This window comes from Cuneatibacter caecimuris (genome assembly GCF_004216775.1).
GTDB classification, from domain to species: Bacteria; Bacillota; Clostridia; order Lachnospirales; family Lachnospiraceae; genus Cuneatibacter; species Cuneatibacter caecimuris.
In genome coordinates, this window is sequence record NZ_SGXF01000009.1 from 1 (window position 1) to 17,889 (window position 17,889).

General features: G+C 50.1%; 19 protein-coding genes. 12 read left to right on the forward strand and 7 right to left on the reverse strand.

Annotated features, from left to right (window positions below; all coding sequences use genetic code 11):
• Positions 1-447: 447 nt before the first annotated feature.
• The 4 genes from EV209_RS14925 to EV209_RS14940 are packed head-to-tail and all read left to right on the forward strand — an operon-like array spanning position 448 to position 5,980.
• Positions 448-2,880, forward strand: coding sequence for an InlB B-repeat-containing protein (locus tag EV209_RS14925; protein WP_130436272.1), 2,433 nt, complete (start codon positions 448-450; stop codon positions 2,878-2,880).
• Positions 2,881-4,302, forward strand: a complete 1,422-nt coding sequence (locus EV209_RS14930) for a hypothetical protein (protein WP_130436273.1) — start codon at positions 2,881-2,883, stop codon at positions 4,300-4,302.
• Positions 4,303-4,304: 2 nt separating this feature from the next.
• Positions 4,305-5,390 (forward strand): DUF3137 domain-containing protein, encoded by a 1,086-nt coding sequence (locus tag EV209_RS14935; RefSeq protein ID WP_165388949.1) that lies wholly within the window; start codon positions 4,305-4,307, stop codon positions 5,388-5,390.
• A gap of 44 nt (positions 5,391-5,434) precedes the next feature.
• A complete protein-coding gene (locus tag EV209_RS14940; protein WP_130436275.1) occupies positions 5,435-5,980 on the forward strand; it encodes a LemA family protein in 546 nt (181 codons plus the stop codon).
• 84 nt (positions 5,981-6,064) lie between these two features.
• Here the strand turns inward: EV209_RS14940 and EV209_RS14945 are convergent, their stop codons facing one another.
• A complete protein-coding gene (locus tag EV209_RS14945) occupies positions 6,065-6,424 on the reverse strand; it encodes a metal-dependent transcriptional regulator (RefSeq protein WP_130436276.1) in 360 nt (119 codons plus the stop codon).
• A gap of 201 nt (positions 6,425-6,625) precedes the next feature.
• Here EV209_RS14945 and EV209_RS14950 point away from each other — a divergent pair, with 201 nt between their 5' ends.
• The 5 genes from EV209_RS14950 (at position 6,626) to EV209_RS14970 (ending at position 10,324) form a co-directional block, all read left to right on the forward strand.
• Positions 6,626-6,838, forward strand: a complete 213-nt coding sequence (locus EV209_RS14950; RefSeq protein ID WP_130436366.1) for a FeoA family protein — start codon at positions 6,626-6,628, stop codon at positions 6,836-6,838.
• Positions 6,839-6,866: 28 nt separating this feature from the next.
• Positions 6,867-7,088 carry a FeoA family protein gene (locus tag EV209_RS14955; RefSeq protein WP_130436277.1) on the forward strand — a complete coding sequence of 74 codons (222 nt, stop codon included), beginning with the start codon at positions 6,867-6,869 and terminating at the stop codon, positions 7,086-7,088.
• A 109-nt stretch (positions 7,089-7,197) separates the two neighbouring features.
• A complete protein-coding gene (feoB, locus tag EV209_RS14960) occupies positions 7,198-9,708 on the forward strand; it encodes a ferrous iron transport protein B (RefSeq protein WP_130436278.1) in 2,511 nt (836 codons plus the stop codon).
• A 20-nt stretch (positions 9,709-9,728) separates the two neighbouring features.
• Positions 9,729-9,908 (forward strand): FeoB-associated Cys-rich membrane protein, encoded by a 180-nt coding sequence (locus EV209_RS14965; protein ID WP_130436279.1) that lies wholly within the window; start codon positions 9,729-9,731, stop codon positions 9,906-9,908.
• Positions 9,909-9,919: 11 nt separating this feature from the next.
• A complete protein-coding gene (locus EV209_RS14970; protein ID WP_330521425.1) occupies positions 9,920-10,324 on the forward strand; it encodes a heavy-metal-associated domain-containing protein in 405 nt (134 codons plus the stop codon).
• A gap of 220 nt (positions 10,325-10,544) precedes the next feature.
• Here the strand turns inward: EV209_RS14970 and glyA are convergent, their stop codons facing one another.
• A complete protein-coding gene (gene glyA / locus EV209_RS14975) occupies positions 10,545-11,786 on the reverse strand; it encodes a serine hydroxymethyltransferase (protein WP_130436280.1) in 1,242 nt (413 codons plus the stop codon).
• Between the two features lie 182 nt (positions 11,787-11,968).
• On the opposite strand from glyA, the gene EV209_RS14980 reads away from it, so the two are divergent.
• Genes EV209_RS14980 through EV209_RS14990 form a run of 3 tightly spaced genes read left to right on the forward strand, consistent with a single transcriptional unit; the run spans position 11,969 to position 14,392 of the window.
• Complete coding sequence (locus EV209_RS14980) at positions 11,969-12,943, forward strand: ComEC/Rec2 family competence protein (RefSeq protein WP_165388950.1); 975 nt, start codon at positions 11,969-11,971, stop codon at positions 12,941-12,943.
• A gap of 16 nt (positions 12,944-12,959) precedes the next feature.
• Entirely contained in the window at positions 12,960-13,577 is a 618-nt protein-coding gene (locus EV209_RS14985; protein ID WP_165388951.1) for a histidine phosphatase family protein, read from the forward strand.
• A complete protein-coding gene (locus tag EV209_RS14990; protein WP_130436283.1) occupies positions 13,574-14,392 on the forward strand; it encodes a pyridoxamine kinase in 819 nt (272 codons plus the stop codon). The genes EV209_RS14985 and EV209_RS14990 overlap by 4 nt, the downstream gene beginning before the upstream one ends.
• On the opposite strand, the gene EV209_RS14995 is transcribed toward EV209_RS14990, so the two are convergent.
• The 5 genes from EV209_RS14995 to EV209_RS15015 form a co-directional block, all read right to left on the reverse strand.
• Positions 14,350-15,348: a zf-HC2 domain-containing protein gene (locus tag EV209_RS14995; protein ID WP_130436284.1), complete on the reverse strand. Its 999-nt coding sequence runs from the start codon at positions 15,346-15,348 to the stop codon at positions 14,350-14,352. The genes EV209_RS14990 and EV209_RS14995 overlap by 43 nt on opposite strands.
• On the reverse strand, positions 15,338-15,820 hold the full coding sequence (locus EV209_RS15000) for an RNA polymerase sigma factor (RefSeq protein ID WP_130436285.1): 483 nt from the start codon (positions 15,818-15,820) through the stop codon (positions 15,338-15,340). The genes EV209_RS14995 and EV209_RS15000 overlap by 11 nt, the downstream gene beginning before the upstream one ends.
• A 192-nt stretch (positions 15,821-16,012) precedes the next feature.
• Positions 16,013-16,486 (reverse strand): Lrp/AsnC family transcriptional regulator, encoded by a 474-nt coding sequence (locus EV209_RS15005; protein WP_130436286.1) that lies wholly within the window; start codon positions 16,484-16,486, stop codon positions 16,013-16,015.
• Between the two features lie 120 nt (positions 16,487-16,606).
• Positions 16,607-17,395 (reverse strand): aspartate dehydrogenase domain-containing protein, encoded by a 789-nt coding sequence (locus tag EV209_RS15010; protein WP_130436287.1) that lies wholly within the window; start codon positions 17,393-17,395, stop codon positions 16,607-16,609.
• Positions 17,396-17,547: 152 nt separating this feature from the next.
• Positions 17,548-17,775: a chorion class high-cysteine HCB protein 13 gene (locus tag EV209_RS15015; protein WP_130436288.1), complete on the reverse strand. Its 228-nt coding sequence runs from the start codon at positions 17,773-17,775 to the stop codon at positions 17,548-17,550.
• Positions 17,776-17,889: the final 114 nt, after the last annotated feature.

Below are 17,889 nucleotides of genomic sequence, written 5' to 3' on the forward strand. Positions count from 1 at the left end.
GTCTGTGCACGTCAACTATTGAAACCGCCGTGTACCGAACGGTATGCACGGTGGTGTGAGAGGACGGGAGTTAATCACTCCCTCCTACTCGATTGCCGCTGAAGCGACCGCGCTCCGGTGCGGGAGTCCGGCGGGCCGGACTCTTTATTATTGCATAGGAAACTGCGTTCCCTATGCAATAAAACCCTCCGGGGGATCGCACTGCGGCGTAAGAAATTTCATCGCTAAAGCGATACTTTTTCATTCTGATGGAGGTGAGACAATGAAGGGATACCCTATTTTCAAAGCAGAACCTGTGCCGCGCTGCAAAAACCTGAGGTCTGGTGGTCAGTGAACACGGACGGCGCTGTTATTCATTGGTATCGGGACGGCCTTGCAGTGGCGGAATTGGCCTGCGGTGAAATTATGAAAATGACTCTTGGCGAGTCGTATTAAGGAGGATTTGAGATGAAAAGACTTACGAGTATGCTTCTTGTGCTGTGCATGGTATTTGCATGGATGCCCATGGCAGCGTTTGCGGCAGGATCAGGGACGAATCCAACAGAAATCTGGGTAAACGGAGTGGATATCCTGCGGGATAGTGACAAAACGCTGGAATGCGGCGGCGGTACGGCGGATTATGAGGAGAGCAGCAATACGCTCATACTTAATAGTGCGGCAATCACTGCCCGCGAAGGACGCGAGGGCGCGGGGATTTATGCCAATGGCGATTTAAAGATTGTGCTCCATGGAAGCAGCTTCATTGACAGCAGTGTTGTCAGCGAGAGCGGCGAGGCTGTCTCTGTGGGCGTCAAGGCGGACGGGGCTTTGAACATTTCGGGAAGCGGCAGTCTGCATGTTGATACAGAATTTGCGGCGTTTGTTTCCGAAAGAGATATGACGTTCGCAGGCGGCGTCATTACAGCAAGTTCTGCGTTGTCTAACGCATTTTATGCAAGGGCATCGCTGGGAATTTCCGGCGGGGATATCACAGCAGTTTCAAACAACTATCCGGCGCTTTGGGCGGATACAAATCTGACTATTACTGGCGGTAAGGTGAATGCTGCTTCTTCCGGCAGCAACGGAATGGGAGCCGGAGGAAGTCTATCCATCGGCGGCGCCGCCGATGTAACGGCGGAAGGGTTTTATCCCGGCCTGTTCGCAAACGACGGTATTTCCATCAGCGGCGGAAAAGTGGATGCAACGGGTACAGACGATTCCGGAATATTCACAAATGAAACGCTTTCAATCAGTGGAACGTCGAACGTAACCGCGATGGGAGGCCGATATTGCGGGCTGCAGGCCGGCGGTGCTATCACAATTTCGGGGGGAAAAGTAAATGCGGCTTCGCCCAATGACAGCGCAATCTACACACCGGACAGCATCACGGTCACAGGCTCACCGGAAATCACGGCAGAAGGATATTTGCGGGCGCTGCAAACGGCCGATTTGGATATTTCCGGCGGTACCATCAACGCCACCTCCATGGGTGAATCTGCAATTACGGCTACTGAAAAACTTTCAATCACCGGCAACGCGAATGTGATTGCCAACGGTAAGGTATGCGCGCTTCTTGCAGCGAATGTGATGATCCTTTCTGCAAAAAATATCGAAGCCTATTCCGAAACCAATTATGCCGTATCCAATGTGACGAAAGATAAGGATATCATAATAGGCGGAAAGCTGATGGCGGAGAGCCAAAATGTATATGCCATTCGTTCCTTTGGCGGTATTATAACCGACAGCAACGCGGATATTTCCGCCAAAGGCGGTTGGGGCGGTATTCAGGCGGACGGTGACATTACGTTTAACGGCAGTAAAATTGAAGCGGCCGGCAAAGATGACGATGGTGTTTATTCCACAGGAGTAATCTCAATAAACGGCGGCTCCGTTCACGCAAAGGGAGGGGCGGGATATGCGGCGATTCGTGCAAAGTCCGTCCAAACGGCGGGAGAAGCGGCAGCGTCAAAGATCGAACTGAGCAATTTGGTTGAGAAAAATGGCGGCAAAGTTGCGTTTATGGACTGGTTTGTCTCTGACACGAAAGCCAAAAGTTTTACTACCTTTATCGGCAAAGATGATACCACGCTCAATACAAGCATGTCAAACGCGCTGCGTGAGATCTGGCTTGCCGCGCCCTATACCGTCACCTTTGATGTAAACGGCGGGGATGGAGATCATTTCACCGAAAAGGTTTATCCGAATAACAAGGTGACGAAACCGGCCGATCCGACGAAAAGCGGCGGTTACATTTTCAGCGGCTGGTTTAACGGAGATACTGCCTTTGATTTCACCGCCACAACCATTTCAGAGGATATGACCCTTACAGCGAACTGGCATGCTCATACCTACGGAGAAGGCTGGAAATCAGACGCCACAAACCATTGGCACGAATGTACTGCGGACGACGGGGCAAAAAATGACGTGGCAGCCCATGAAGCGGGCGGCTGGATGATTGACAAAGAGGCCACCGAGACTGAAAAAGGACGCCAGCACAGAGAATGCACTGTTTGCCAGTATGTTATGGAAACTGAAGAAATCCCGGTTATTCCACCGCAGCATACGCATACCCCTTCTGCTGAATGGACAGCGGATGCCAATCATCACTGGCAGGAGTGTTCTTGCGGCGAACACATAAATGCCGCGGCACACAACTACGGTGAGTGGACGGAAATTAAATCGGCTACTGAAACAGAAAAAGGCAGCAAGGAAAGAATCTGCTCCGCCTGCGGTTACAAAGAAATTGCCGATATTCCAGCAGCCGAAAAGCCGGATTCGCCGCAAACTGGCGGCAGCAGTAATATGTCCCTTTGGGCTGCTCTTTTGCTTGTATCTGGCGGTGCATTTACCGGAACTGTTGCAATAGGAAAAAAGAAACGCCGCTTTGAAGAGGAAAAGTAAATGCAGCATAGTATAAATAGTATAAAAAGAAAGCAATATATCGCACTGGCGCTCATCTCGATATTGCTTAGTTTCACCTTAACGGCGTGCGGTTCTGAGGATACAGATCATAACGATTCCACGAAACCCGCACTGTACACAGGGACTGAGTATTATCTTCATGGCAACGAGGAAGCCGGATTTTTGAAATTCAACGAAGACGAAACCGTGGATATTGAGATCATGCACGGCACGATGTATCTGTACGCAGGTACGGCAAGCGGTGAATACGCGGAAGAAGACGGAGTTGTTGAAATTAAGTGCAATTTTGAATGGTTCGGCGACATGAAACTGGAAATCATAGACGACTATGCGTTGGTCATGCACTTTGAAGAGGATGTTCTGATTGCAGCTGATTTCTACTTTATCCGTTCAGGACGAACAGGTGCGGATTACGGAATAGACGGTGACGGAGAACCTATTGACTCTCGGACAGACGATAACAGTCAATCCTCATTTTTAGACCAGCCGATGACCGCGCAGCGTGCCGGGGAGATTTACGCCGCTTTTGCGGAGGTTTATGCTTCCTATGGAGAGTATTTGGATTTTTACGATGAAGAGGCTACGGTAAAATGGGAATCTTATGATGCAGGTGCGCGCGCCTTGATGTATCAGCAATTTTCGGAGATCGCACAGAAACTTGGATTAAGTACGAAGCGCAATGAATCTGAGTGGATTGAGGATATGGATTATTACACCAGCGGCAATCTGTTTTACCGCGGGCTTTTATCCCTGGATGCCGATAATGATAACCATTTTCCCTATCTGCAAAGTGTATATAATTATCAAAAAGGTTTAGAAAGCGGAAAATATGAACCCCTTGACGAAAGAATACTTGCCGCGGCGGATAATTTGACAATTGAATATTATACCGGCTCCTATCTTTTGTGCACCGGCGGTGACCACAACATACAGCAAATGACCTACGATTGGACGGTGGAGGAAGATTCTTTCAATGCAAGCGGTTCTATTACGGCGGTTAAAACAGATGATATATTTAAGGATGAATCGGTATCGTATTACATAAGCGGCGAGAACGGTGTGTTTAACAATGCTGAATTTGGTTCTGCCGATTTCCTCCCCATTTTTAAGGGTATCGGAGCAATAGACGAAAACGGCGCGTTCCTTACGCAACAGATTAACATCTGCGCCGTAAACGTGTTTGATGCCGGAACTCTCTTCGTTTTATCTGAGGAAGATCTTGGAATCATCACCATCGCTGTAGTGGAATATGATAAATCGAAAGGCCAATATGTCTGGGATGGACAGACCTACACATCCCGCAGCAGATGCTGTTTTAACAAAGAGAACGAGTTTTATTATGCAGATATAGAGGGCGACGGCATTTGGCGCTTGGGCGAAGCTAATGCGGGAGGTAAATGAATATGGCAACAATGAATGGAAATGTAGAGGAACTGAAGGCGCAGGGTTATAAACCCTGCCCAGGCTGCGGCGCGTATTATAACCCGGCAGACCCAAAAGTGAAGGACTGGCATTGCAGCAACTGCGGCACGGACTTAAATCTGTCTCCGGAGGAAGCGGCGGTTCGCCTGAACGATGCGGAGCTTGCGGGTCAGCTTTCGGCATTAAACCAAAAGGCAAACACCATGAAAATCCTCGCCATTGTCTGTGTTATCGGCATTTTTGTGCTTTGGCTCGTCCATCCTCTGCTTGGTGCTGCGATGTTTATTCCCGCCGCCGTGTTTGCCGTTCTGTCCGGCAAAGCAGGCAGCAAGGCCAAATCCCTTTTAGCGAACAACATCACGCGGGATATTCTGGCAGAGGTGTTTGACCAGTGCATTTATGCCGCCGGTTACCGCCTGCCGGACGAGGTGCTGCGAGAGGCTGCTTTGATTCCGAATTGGGACATAGCCACCGGTTCAGACTTGATTTCCGCGAAGTACAGGGGGCACGCCATCAATTTCAGCGACATAGAACTGTCAGAGGAAGTGGAACGCGAAGACTCCAACGGGAATACCTCCACCTCTTACAAAACCAAGTTCAAAGGCCAATGGATGATCCTCGAACTGGGGCGCGAAGTTCCCGCCAAACTTCGGCTCAGGGAAAACATCGAGCGCACCGGCAAAGTTTCAAGAAAGCTCTTTGGCGAACGCATAGAGAATAAAGACGATGTGAAAACCGAAAACGAAGCGTTTAACAAGCGCTTTCAGATTCTCACGGAGGATGAGCACAGCGCCTTCTACATTCTGACGCCGCATTTTATGGAGTTTATCATGAGTGCGGATGATGCCGCAGACACCCGCACCTATTTGAGCTTCATTGAAAACCGCGTACACATCGCCTGCTATACGGGCAGGGACTCCTTTGAGCTGCAAAAAAACGACGGCGCTAATCTCAACGCGGTTCGGGCACGCATGAAAAGTGAGCTCAGGTACATTACGAGCATTGCGGACGAACTGCTAAAAAACGAGTATTTGTTCGGGCGTACCGGCGAAAGAGGATTATCATGAGTTATGAAACTTATTACGGTTATTAAAAACAGGAGGGTACTGGTATGATTTTGGTAATTCTTATCATTATCGCGGTGGTCATTCTTATTTCGATATTTTGGTGGATCGGCACAAGCAACAATTTCAAACGGACGGACATTAAAATTTCTGAATCTCTGTCCGGTATAGAGGTTGCGCTAACCAAGCGTTACGATATGCTGACAAAGCTGTTGGACGTGGCAAAAGGTTACAAGCAGCACGAAACAGAACTGTTCTCCCAGGTTATCAAACTGCGCAAGGGTATGAGCGTGGGCGAGTTGAATCAGGCGGCCGCCAGGATGGACGATCTGTCTTCAAGCCTGAATGTGGTGGCGGAGGCTTATCCGGAACTGCGCTCCTCTGATGTATTCAGAGAGCTTCAGGAGGGTATTCGCGACGCGGAAGAGCATTTGCAGGCGGCAAGACGGTTATACAACTCCAATGTGGCGGCTTTTAACACGGCCACAAGGGTATTTCCGTCCAGCATTGTGGCAAAATCGCAAAACGCCGCGGAGCGTGAATTCTTTGTTACAGAGAAAACCAAGGGCGGCGATGTTGCTATGAAGTTTTAAACGGGAGGATGGAGGATTCCCGCGTATTTGGAGAATGGCTGCCGGAAGTGTCATTGGGCTGGATAGATATCGAACACTATCTGACTACTGAACGTGGCGTTTAATGGCTTCAAAACTTTCCGGGCTGATCACATGCTCGATCCGGCAGGCGTCTTCAGCCGCAATTTTTTCATCTACGCCCAGTTTCATGAGCCAGGAGGAAAGAAGCGTATGGCGTTCATAGATAGTTTCTGCAATTTTTCTGCCTTCCTCCGTAAGGGTGATATGCCCGTCTTCATCCACCTGGATATGTCCGCTCTGGCGCAGATTTTTCATGGCAACGCTTACGCTGGGCTTGGAGAAATTCAGTTCGGTGGCGATATCAATGGAGCGGACCTGAGACTTTCGCTGGCCCAGAATCAGAATTGTTTCCAGATAATTTTCAGCAGATTCCTGTATTTTCAAGGATGCGCCTCCTTCATAATCACAAATATTTACTATACACAATATGACATCATTATAGCATAAAAAAAATTTAAGGACAAGGGAATATCTGGCAATGTGACGGAATTAGGATTTTCCGTCTTCAGTGATTGACAATGAAGTTAGAATGTGCTAACCTTAAATAAAAGTTAGAATAAGCTAACTAAAAGCGAAGGAGTGATGATGATGCCGTTAGCAATGGCAGAAACAGGAAGAGAAAACACGATTCTGCGCGTGGGCGGAAAAGAAGAGACCAGGAGGTTTCTGGAAAATCTGGGATTTGTGACGGGTTCCCGGGTGACGGTAGTATCCGAAATTAACGGGAATGTAATTGTGAGTGTAAAGAATTCCAGAGTGGCGATCAGCAGGGAAATGGCAAATAAAATAATGGTCTGAAAAGATTGGACCGGGAGGAGAGAACACCATGCAGACATTGAAGAATGTGGCCTGCGGCCGCATTGCAAGAGTTGTGAAATTACACGGGGAAGGGGCGGTGAAACGTCGGATCATGGACATGGGAATCACCAAAGGTGTGGAAGTTTATGTGCGCAAGGTAGCGCCATTTGGAGATCCGGTGGAGGTCACTGTGAGGGGGTATGAATTGTCCCTGCGCAAGGCAGATGCAGAAATGATTGAAGTGGAATGAGAGAAAAAACATTGAAAGAAAATAAGCGGAGCGCTGCTCTGCATATTTTAAAAGAATATGTTAGCTGTGGCTAACTTCCTGGTGGCTGCATCAGAAGAGGAGGGAAAATATGTCAATCAAAATTGCACTTGCCGGAAATCCCAACAGCGGCAAGACTACTTTATTTAATGCACTGACCGGCTCTAATCAATTTGTCGGCAACTGGCCCGGCGTTACTGTAGAAAAAAAGGAAGGGAAGCTGAAAAACCACAAAGATGTGGTGCTGATGGACCTCCCGGGAATCTACTCGCTGTCACCCTACACGCTGGAGGAAGTGGTGGCGCGTAATTATCTTATAACAGAACGGCCTGACGCCATCCTCAATATAGTGGATGGGACGAACATTGAAAGAAACCTGTATCTATCCACCCAGCTGATGGAGCTGGGCATCCCTGTGGTCATGGCAGTGAACATGATGGATGTGGTGAAGAAAAACGGGGACCAGATCAATATTCAGAAATTATCCCAGAGCCTTGGCTGTGAAGTGGTGGAAATTTCAGCCCTGAAAGGCACGGGAATTCAGGAAGCAGCAAAAAAAGCAGTGGAAACGGCTCAAAAGAAAAAGAGGCAGGATTCCGTACATACCTTCCGGAAAGAAGTAGAAGAAGTCCTGGGGCAGATCATGGACCTGCTGGACAGCAGTATCCCAGAGGAACAGAAAAGGTTTTTTGCTGTGAAGCTGTTTGAGCGGGATGATAAGATTATATCCCAGATGAAGCACATTCCCGATGTGGAATCCCTGATCAAAAAATGTGAGGAAACCTTGGATGATGATGCTGAGAGCATCATAACCAATGAACGGTATAACTACATTTCTTCAATTATCAAATCCTGCTATCAGAAGAAATCCAGAGGCAGGCTGAGCGCATCTGACAAAATAGACCAGGTTGTGACAAACCGTTTCCTGGCGCTGCCGATTTTTGCAGTAGTGATGTTTATCGTATATTATATCTCAGTAAGCACCATAGGCACCTGGGCAACAGACTGGGCCAATGACGGAGTGTTCGGTGACGGATGGCATCTGTTTGGGATCGGTTCCTCCTCTTATGAAGAAAAGGCTGAAGAATATGATGAGATGGCGGCGCAGGTGGATGCATTCCTGGACGCTGCGGATGAAAATGGAATCAGTACGGAAGCAGTAAGAGCAGCGCTGGAATTTGATCCCAAGAGTAATGAGGGCGCAGACATGGCAGAAGCTGCGTCAGTACTTGCTGCTTTTCAGGCAGATGCAAAAAATTTGACTGCGGCAGCGGAGATCAAAGATGAGGATGGGAATGTGGCAAAGACAATTCCTGTGACTGCAGATTCTTTTTTGACTGCGGCAGAAGCTGCAGAGCCAGATCCGGCTGAATTCGGGATATGGGTGCCCGGCATTCCGGTTCTGGCGGAAAAGGGTCTGGATGCGATACACTGTGCAGAATGGCTGAAGAGCCTGATCCTGGACGGCATGATCGCCGGCGTTGGCGCGGTACTCGGCTTTGTGCCTCAGATGCTGGTGCTGTTTATCTTCCTGGCCATTCTGGAAAGCTGCGGATATATGGCGCGTATCGCGTTTATCATGGACCGGATTTTCAGAAAATTCGGGCTGTCCGGGAAATCATTTATCCCCATGCTGATTGGCAGCGGATGCGGTGTGCCGGCAATCATGGCGTCCAGGACGATTGAGAATGACAGAGACAGAAAAATGACCATCATGACCACCACTTTTGTCCCCTGCGGGGCGAAGCTGCCGATTATTGCACTGATTGCAGGAGCGCTGTTCGGAGGCGCTTGGTGGGTGGCTCCCAGCGCCTATTTTGTGGGAATAGCGGCAATTATTATTTCAGGGATCATTCTGAAAAAAACGAAACTGTTTTCCGGAGATCCGGCCCCCTTCGTGATGGAACTGCCGGCATATCATCTGCCTACAGTGAGCAATGTGCTTCGAAGCATGTGGGAGCGCGGCTGGTCCTTCATAAAAAAAGCAGGAACTGTAATTTTGCTGTCCACCATTTTTGTGTGGTTCACTTCTAAATTTGGATTCACCGAATCTGGTTTCGGCATGGTGGAGGAATACAGCGAAACCAGCATCCTGGCCTACATCGGCAACGGAATCAGCTGGCTGTTCGCACCTCTGGGCTGGGGAGACTGGAAATCGGCCGTTGCTGCAGTGACAGGCCTGGTTGCCAAGGAAAATGTAGTGGGTACCTTTGGTATTTTATATGGCTTTGGCGAAGTGGCCGAGGACGGCGCGGAGATCTGGGGCGCCCTGGCCGGCAGCATGACCGGAATTGCTGCATACTCCTTCCTGGTATTCAACCTGCTGTGCGCCCCCTGCTTTGCGGCAATGGGCGCGATTAAACGGGAAATGAACAGCGCGAAGTGGTTTTGGACAGCGATTGGTTATCAGACCATATTCGCATATGTGATTTCCCTGATCGTCTATCAGCTGGGGACCCTGCTGACAGCCGGTACCTTTGGGATCGGTACAGCAGCGGCCATTATCCTGGTACTGATCCTGCTGTTTCTGCTGTTCCGTCCTTACAGGGAAGCAGACAGAAAGAAAGTCAGCGTAAAACATAAAAACAAAGTAAAAGCTTAAAACGGAAGGAGGCAGTTGAAATGGGCTGGATTGCAGCTAATATTGGAACAATTATAGTAGGCTTGATGCTGCTGGCAGTGGTAGGTCTGGTGATCAGGAAAATGCGCCGGGATAAGAAAAACGGGAACTGTTCCGGAGGCTGCTCCGGGTGCAGCGGCTGTTCTGGCAGCTGTAATTATACAGGCAATTCTCTGAATTAAGGCGGGATTATATGATGAAACAGATTTGTATGAATTCCAACGCAGGCGGTATTTGGACGGCGGTTCTGGTTGTGGTACTGGTCGCTGTAGTTGTGATTGGAATCAAAAGCTATTTTAAAAGGCTGTCCTCAGGCTGCTGTGGTTCAGGCAGCGCCCGGATTAAGAAAAAGCGGGCCGCAGACAGGAATCCAGCCCATTATCCCTACCACAAGAAAGTGATGATTGACGGAATGGTCTGCGCGAACTGCGCAACCCGCGTGGAAAATGCCCTGAACAGCCTGGAAGGCGTATGGGCAAACGTAAACTTGAGCGGAGGCTTTGCAGATATACGGATGAAACAGAAAATACAGCCGGAAGAACTGCGCAGGGCTGTGAAAGAGTCCGGATATATTGCTTACAGTATATCGGATGAATAAAGAATGAAAAAGGAACTGCCGCTCCGCGATTGAACTGCGTTCCCATGCAGCAAACCCCTCCGGAAGATGAAACATCACAGGCAGAAAAACCCCAGGTAGGGAATCCTTCGGCAAAGAGGCGGCAGATAAAACGGAGGTGGCTATAGCCGTAAGGCATGGAGCCACCGGAGTTTTATCTGCCGCCTCTTCGCGACTCCCCCGCATTGAGCATATGCTGTGCTTATTCGTAAATAGGATAGCGGTCCGTAAGCCCCTTTACCAGTTCTCTCGCTTCAGCAGCATCATGCTCCGGATTTTTAACCACCAGAGAAATCGCTTCCGCAATGGTTTCCATATCGGCCTCTGTCATGCCGCGGGCGGTGACTGCGGGAGTGCCCAGCCGGATGCCGCTGGTGACAAAAGGAGAGGCCGGATCATTAGGGATTGTGTTCTTATTGCAGGTGATATTGGCGGCGTCCAGAATGTGTTCCGCTTCTTTGCCTGTGATATTCATGTTCAGCAGGTTCACCAGCATCAGATGATTGTCCGTGCCTCCGGAAACCAGCTGGAAGCCGCGATCGGTCAATGCCTGGGCCAATGCCTTGGCATTATTCACCACCTGCTGCTGATACGCTTTAAATTCCGAAGTGAGCGCCTCTTTGAAGCAGACTGCTTTGCCGGCGATGACGTGCATCAGAGGGCCTCCCTGAATGCCCGGAAATATGGCTTTATTAAAATTGTATTTTTTGTTCACAGCTTCGCTGGACAGGATCATGCCGCCCCTGGGGCCCCGAAGAGTTTTATGAGTGGTGGTGGTGGTGACATCGGCGTATGGGATCGGGCTTTCGTGGAGGCCTGCGGCCACCAGGCCGGCGATATGGGCCATATCCACCATCAGCACCGCGCCCACTTCATCAGCGATTTCCCGGAATTTTTTAAAATCAATGGCACGGGCATAAGCGGAAGCGCCGGCGACAATTAATTTGGGCCTGCATTCCAGCGCGATCCTGCGGACCTCGTCATAGTCGATGAATCCGTCGTCATTGACGCCGTAAGGCACGGGACGGAAATATTTGCCTGACATATTCACCGGGCTGCCATGGGTCAGGTGTCCTCCCTGATCCAGATTCATGCCCATAAAGGTATCTCCGGGCTGGAGAACCGCAAAAAACACAGCCATATTGGCCTGGGCCCCGGAGTGGGGCTGAACATTGGCATATTCGCAGCCGAACAGCTCTTTGGCCCGGTCTCTGGCCAGGTTTTCCACGATATCCACATATTCGCAGCCGCCGTAATATCGTTTCCCGGGATAGCCTTCCGCATATTTGTTCGTCAGGATGCTGCCCATGGCGGCCATCACAGCTTTGCTCACAAGATTTTCAGAGGCGATCAGCTCGATGTGGTCCCGCTGCCTTCCCAGCTCCAGCTCAACTGCCTCCGCCACTTCCGGGTCAGCGGCCTTCACTTCTTCAAAAGAGTACATTTTAATCCCTCGCTTCCTGTTTTATTATCAGAATTATAGCACCTGGAAATTATTTCGTCTACGGGAAATTTGCCGAAGCGCAGTGAAAAAGTACAGTGAGGCTTGACAAAAACCTTCAGTAACGGCAAAATAGACAGAGATGTGAGAGAGGTGAAGTTGTGCGGAAGAAAAAAAGAAGGAATATGGGAAAGGACCGCTGGAAAAACAGGCGGGGGCCTGTATGGGGGCTTTTGGGCCTGCTGATATTTTTGACGGCAGGAGGATATACCGCCGGACATTACGGACAAAGCGGGGCCTGGCCCTGGCAAAAAGAGCAGGCGGCAGCGCCGCTTGCCGGCAATGCCGTGACAGCAGTAGAGGTACTGGATGTGGGTCAGGCCAGCAGTATGCTGATCGTCTGCGACGGGAAAGCGGTGCTGATTGATACAGGCGATACGGACAGCGGCAGCACAGTTCTGTCCGCATTAAAAAAATACGGGATCAGCCGGCTGGATCTGCTGATCCTGACCCATGCGCATGCAGATCATATCGGCGGGGCATCCGCAGTGCTGGCACAGGTGCCGGCAGAACAGATCTGGATGCCGGATGTGGAGGCGTCTACCGGAGTCTACAACTATCTTTTGCAGCAGGCGGAGCGCCAGGATATTCCTGTCATACAGCCGGAGCCGGGAACAGTTTGGGGCACGGAGCACGGCCGCCTGGAAGTGCTGGCGCCGGAAAAAGAATGGCTCGGCAGGGAGATCAGGGATGCGGATGAGGCCGGAGATGCATTTGATTATAACGATTCCAGCCTGGGGGTGAGGTTTGACTGCGGGGATTTTTCTTTGCTCTGCTATGGGGACGGAGAGCTGCCCACAGAAAAACAACTGCTGAAGACAGGAAAGGTGACTGCTGATATTGATGTGCTGATTGTAGCCCATCATGGATCGTCCAATGCTTCAGGGAAAGAATTGCTGGAGGCAGTGTCCGGCGGCAGGCCGGGGGATATTGCAGTGATTTCCGCGGGAAAAGGGAATTCCTACGGCCATCCCACAGAAAAGGTGCTGGACAGGCTGGAAGACGCGGGGTTCCGTATTTTGAGAACAGACGAAAACGGCGCGGTGAGCTTTCAGGTGGATGCCGAGGGGGGCTTTGATGTGTGCACAGATTACAAGTAGGGACAGGAGGACGAAGATGAAATTATATTTGATACGGCATGGAGAGACGGACTGGAATAAAATGGGCAGGCTGCAGGGAAGATCTGATGTGCCATTGAATGAGTCGGGCCGGACTGACGCTGTCAGAATCGGAAAAGCTCTGGCAGAGGTGCCATTTGACAGAATTTACAGCAGCCCCCTGAAACGGGCGGTGGAAACTGCGCATTTGATCCGCGGGGAGCGGGACATTCCGCTGGTTACGGATGACAGGCTGATGGAAATGGCCTTCGGATCCTATGAAGGAAATACATTCAGAGACAGCAAAGACCCAGTGATGATCGAAATGATGACTCGCTTTTTTAAGGCCCCCGAGACATATTGCGCGCCGGAGGGGGGAGAAGAATTCGCGCAGGTATGCGAAAGAACAGATGAATTTCTGGATTTTCTGGGACGGACAGAGAAAGAAGACGCCTGTGTGCTGATTGTAGGACACGGCGCTCTGCTCAAGGCTCTTCAGCTGCATCCGCTGGGGCGCAGCATTGCGGAGTTCTGGGGAGGCGGCGTCCAGAAAAACTGTGCTGTAAGCGTGCTGGAAGAAAAAGGCGGACAGTTCACACTGCTGCAGGATGCAGAACAGATGGGAGCAGTCAGATGAGGGGAAAACAGAAAAAAATCGCAGTGCTCAACGATCTTGCCGGATTTGGAAGGTGTTCTCTGACAGTTCAGCTGCCGGTGATCAGCGCGCTGAAGGTGCAGTGCTGTCCGGTACCCACTGCGATACTTTCCAACCATACGGGCTATGAGGATTATTTTTTTGATGATTACACCAGGCATATCTCAGAATATACAGGAAAATGGAAACGTCTCGGGCTGAGTTTTGACGGGATTCTCACCGGCTTTCTTGGTTCGGCCGCGCAGTTTGAAGCAGTGGAGCAGTTCCTTTTGGATTTTGGCGGGAACAGCCTTTTGATCGTGGACCCCGTGATGGGAGATAACGGAAAATGCTATGCCACCTATAATGAAGAAATGTGCAGCCGGATGCGTTCTCTGACAGCCAGAGCTGATTTGATCACGCCCAATCTGACAGAATGCTGCATCCTGACTGACACTCCATATGAATTGGCTGGCATGCCGGGGCAGGTGGAAAAGATGGCGGAAAAACTGCTGGACCGGGGAACCGGCCATGTGACCGTGACAGGGGTGGTCCGGGGCGGAGAGATCTGCAACTATGTGGCAGGCAGGAATACAGAGCCGGTCTGGATCAGAGAAAAACAGCTGGGCGCGGTGCGCTGCGGCACAGGGGATATTTTTTCAGCGGTGCTGTCCGCGGAACTGGTGGCGGGAAAACCGCTGGCGGATTCCGTAAAAAGAGCGGCGCAGTTTGTGCGCCGCTGTCTGGAAGTTTCAGAAGAACTGGAGATCCCTCTTCAGGATGGGTTGGCCTTTGAGGAAGTGCTGGATGAACTGTGAGATTTCAGGCTGCGCCAGATGCCAAGCGCTATGAGGATCAGGCCGGCCCCTGCGATCACCATGCCTATAATCAGATTGTAAATCCAGTCCTGCGCCAACAGATATGTCTGGACAGATTCCCCCAGAATCCAATAAATAAAAAAATTGATTCCGGCAGTAAAGCACCCGGTGAATACTGCGATCATGCCTGCTCTGATCAGCGGATGCACCCGGATATAGCGGAGGCAGATAAAAATCAGCCATGCGGCCGCCGTGCAGACCAGCGTAATGGGGACAGCAACAGACCAGTAATCCGTGCCGTTCGTATAAAAACCGCAGGCAGCGATCAGCGCGAACAGCCATAGGGTATCCCAGATCATCACCAACAGGCTTTTCTGGTTCCTGAGACCCGCGGGCAGCGGGATCTGCCTTGCTGCGAAAGGCAGGCCAGCTACGGATAAGCCTAAAATCACGGATACAGCAGTTAAATAAAACCAGGTTCCATGAGTGTAAACATTGATGGTAAACAACAGCAGGAGCAGACTTGCGGTGAAACCGCACAGAGTCCAGAGTATCTTTTTCCGGGGGACCAGCATGGGAAGCACCGTTATGGATGCGAAAACCATCAGGGATGTCAGCACGATATAAAACCAGTCCAGCCCGTCTCCTGATACGAGATTGCAGATCAGGCAGATGATCAGCGGTATCATCAGGACTCCTGCTGTAATCATTCCTACTGTAGCCGTCCTCCTCTTCTCCATTTTTGCATGATTTCCCAGGACCTCTTTTGTTTCATCCGTCAGCCTGTCTTCGAAACAGGTGTTTTTCAGCCGGGCCAGTTCAGACCGGCAGTCCGGGCAGCTTTTTAAATGGTCTTCCACAAAAACCCTGCTGCCCTCTGAACATACATTGTCCTGATATAGAGGCAGGAGGTCCCGGATCATATCACATCTGTTTTGAGATTCATTATTTTTCATAATCTTCCATCCTTTCCTGAATTTTCAGTCTGGCACGGTGGTATGTCACCCGGGCCCAGCTTTCTGTTTTTTCAAATATCCGTCCTATCTTCGCGAATGACAATTCTCCGAATACCCGCAGTTGGAACACCTCTTTGTAGGGCTCTGGCATATCATGGAGGATCATATGAATCATGAGCGTAGATACTTCATCTGCCAGTCTGTCTTCAAATTGATTTTCGTCGGGGACGTCCTTTAGTTCCTCTGTCCGTGACGCACGTTTCAGGATAGAAAAAGCAGCGTTTTTTGCGATGGCGCACAGCCAGGTGATTTCGCTGGCCTCACCCCGGTATGCGGATCTTGACTGCATCGCCCGTACAAAGGTGTCCTGGGTTACTTCCTCTGCCTGCGCCGCGTCTTTTACGATTGTCATTACGTAAGAATAGACCTGCATATAATAGGCCCGATACAGCCTTTCAAAATCCAACGACATATTCACCTCCTCCCGGCTTTCACAGATTAGACGCCGTGGAACAAATTTCGTTACAAAAAAATTTAAGAATTTTTATTTGACAGCATAAAAAGAAAAGCCCAGCCAAGAACCTGCGGTACCGTTAATTTGGTATTCTTGGCTGGGCTTTTCCCATGGTAATATCCTGGGAACAGGTCTTTTGGACCTGTGGAATTATTTAAATCCTTTTAGATTCTGCATCAGCAGGGGCATGCCGGATATTTCATTCTTCACTGTGGACAGCACCACCAGCGTATGGGTATGGGAAACCCCGTCAATAGATTTCACTGAGTTCAGCACCAGCTCCAGCTGCGCTGTGGAACCGGCTTCCAGCTTCAGCAGGTAATCAAATTCCCCGGTGATGTGGTAACATTCTCTGATATTAGGCATTCCTGTAACCTTGTCCATAAAATTCTGATGGTATTTGGGATGCTCGATGCTTACAGAAATAAAAGCAGACATATCATTGCCTGTTTGTGCGGAATTCAGCACGACGGTGTATTGCTTGATGATGCCGTTGCTCTCCATCTTCCGGATACGCTCTATCACAGCGGAAACGGAAAGATTGATTTGTTCGCTGATAGCCGACGCGTTCTGGCGCGAGTTTGTCTTCAGGCAGTTTAAAATTTTGATGTCAATTGCATCCATAGGGTACCTCCCAGGTTCATCTTCAGCATTTGCTGCTTTCATATAAGATAGTATACTATATACCGGAATTTATGGCAAATGTTTTTTCGAGCGGGTCTGAGGGCTGGCCTGGAATTTGCATTACTGGAATTGAATGGGAGAGGCCAGGTTTTTCAGCAGAGCGACAAGGCTGTATCCTGCTATTCTGCTGGTTCTGGAGAAAATTTTCAGCTCGGCGCGGATTTCTTCGCCTTTCACTTCAATGGTATATTCGTCTCCAATGAAACCGGGAGAGCTGGTGATGGTTACTTCTGTATCTTCGGGGCCGGCGCTTGCCAGTGAAGCAGCCACGGCTACATTCACCCGGTGGGGCAGCAGCTCGATCGCTTTTCTGGCATTCCCGGAGAAAACCTGTTCAGGTTCCCTGGATTCCATCAGCTCCTCACGGAAAACAGGAGTGCCGCGCAGGTATTGAGGCCCGGTGACAGAATGGAAGGAGGCGGAAATATCGCTCATCAGGCGCGCGGTATTCATCACATCAAATCCGCCTATGGCGCCGGAAGCAATATGTACCTTACGGCCGGTTTTCCGCCCTACGTCACAGATGCGCTGAAAGAAGTCCTGATCGGCAAATGCGCCTATGGAAATCACAGCCAGATCTGCCCCTCTTTCAAGAATTGTTTCAGCATATTCCTTCACGGCAGCAACGCCTGCCGCTTCGGATACAATATCCGGTTCTTTTGCCATCAGTTCTTCCAGGGTATCACAGACAGGCGCGCCGGTTTTGTCGGCCAGGGCTTCGGCCGACTTCCGGGTACGGCTGTATACTCCTATGATTTCGTATTCTTCCAGAATTCCGTTTACTGTTGCTTCCGCAACAATGGTGTTCAGTTTACCGCATCCCAGAATGCCTAATTTTTTCTTACTCATAGCAATTCTCCTTTTTTGGTTGGTCAGTTACAGTATACCGGGAGAAAGGCTTTTCCGCAAGAGATTCAGACAGAAAGAAAGGAGACTGCCGCCTCCGCGATATTTCTATCGCTTCAGCGGCAGTCCCCCTTGCCTGTGCAGCTATACGCAGATCAGCAGAAGCCGTTGCCGCCGCAGCAGCACAGCAGCAGGATGATCCAGATCCAGCTGCCGCAGCCATTGTTGTCGCCGCAGCCGCAGCCGTCATTTCCGCCGAAAATGCCATTGTTGCCGCCGCAGCAGCACAGCAGGATCAACACCAGAAACAGGCAGTTATTGCCCCCGTTGCCGCATCCTTCACATCCACATCCGCCACAATTTGTTGCTGCTAAATCGCTCATAAGTTATTCCTCCAGGTTCATTATACAGTTATATCTTATGGGGAAGCGAAGAATGTGTGCATGAATTTGAAATTTTTTTCTTGTGGATTTTTGGGGATGATGCTATAGTATTCA

Excerpts from the sequence above, each read along its gene's own strand:
- EV209_RS14925 (WP_130436272.1), top strand. The coding sequence starts at position 448 with ATGAAAAGACTTACGAGTATGCTTCTTGTGCTGTGCATGGTATTTGCA.
- EV209_RS14930 (WP_130436273.1), top strand. The coding sequence starts at position 2,881 with ATGCAGCATAGTATAAATAGTATAAAAAGAAAGCAATATATCGCACTG.
- EV209_RS14935 (WP_165388949.1), top strand. The coding sequence starts at position 4,305 with ATGGCAACAATGAATGGAAATGTAGAGGAACTGAAGGCGCAGGGTTAT.
- EV209_RS14940 (WP_130436275.1), top strand. The coding sequence starts at position 5,435 with ATGATTTTGGTAATTCTTATCATTATCGCGGTGGTCATTCTTATTTCG.
- EV209_RS14950 (WP_130436366.1), top strand. The coding sequence starts at position 6,626 with ATGATGCCGTTAGCAATGGCAGAAACAGGAAGAGAAAACACGATTCTG.
- EV209_RS14955 (WP_130436277.1), top strand. The coding sequence starts at position 6,867 with ATGCAGACATTGAAGAATGTGGCCTGCGGCCGCATTGCAAGAGTTGTG.
- feoB (WP_130436278.1), top strand. The coding sequence starts at position 7,198 with ATGTCAATCAAAATTGCACTTGCCGGAAATCCCAACAGCGGCAAGACT.
- EV209_RS14965 (WP_130436279.1), top strand. The coding sequence starts at position 9,729 with ATGGGCTGGATTGCAGCTAATATTGGAACAATTATAGTAGGCTTGATG.
- EV209_RS14970 (WP_330521425.1), top strand. The coding sequence starts at position 9,920 with ATGATGAAACAGATTTGTATGAATTCCAACGCAGGCGGTATTTGGACG.
- glyA (WP_130436280.1), bottom strand. The coding sequence starts at position 11,786 with ATGTACTCTTTTGAAGAAGTGAAGGCCGCTGACCCGGAAGTGGCGGAG.
- EV209_RS14980 (WP_165388950.1), top strand. The coding sequence starts at position 11,969 with ATGGGAAAGGACCGCTGGAAAAACAGGCGGGGGCCTGTATGGGGGCTT.
- EV209_RS14985 (WP_165388951.1), top strand. The coding sequence starts at position 12,960 with ATGAAATTATATTTGATACGGCATGGAGAGACGGACTGGAATAAAATG.
- EV209_RS14990 (WP_130436283.1), top strand. The coding sequence starts at position 13,574 with ATGAGGGGAAAACAGAAAAAAATCGCAGTGCTCAACGATCTTGCCGGA.
- EV209_RS14995 (WP_130436284.1), bottom strand. The coding sequence starts at position 15,348 with ATGAAAAATAATGAATCTCAAAACAGATGTGATATGATCCGGGACCTC.
- EV209_RS15000 (WP_130436285.1), bottom strand. The coding sequence starts at position 15,820 with ATGTCGTTGGATTTTGAAAGGCTGTATCGGGCCTATTATATGCAGGTC.
- EV209_RS15005 (WP_130436286.1), bottom strand. The coding sequence starts at position 16,486 with ATGGATGCAATTGACATCAAAATTTTAAACTGCCTGAAGACAAACTCG.
- EV209_RS15010 (WP_130436287.1), bottom strand. The coding sequence starts at position 17,395 with ATGAGTAAGAAAAAATTAGGCATTCTGGGATGCGGTAAACTGAACACC.
- EV209_RS15015 (WP_130436288.1), bottom strand. The coding sequence starts at position 17,775 with ATGAGCGATTTAGCAGCAACAAATTGTGGCGGATGTGGATGTGAAGGA.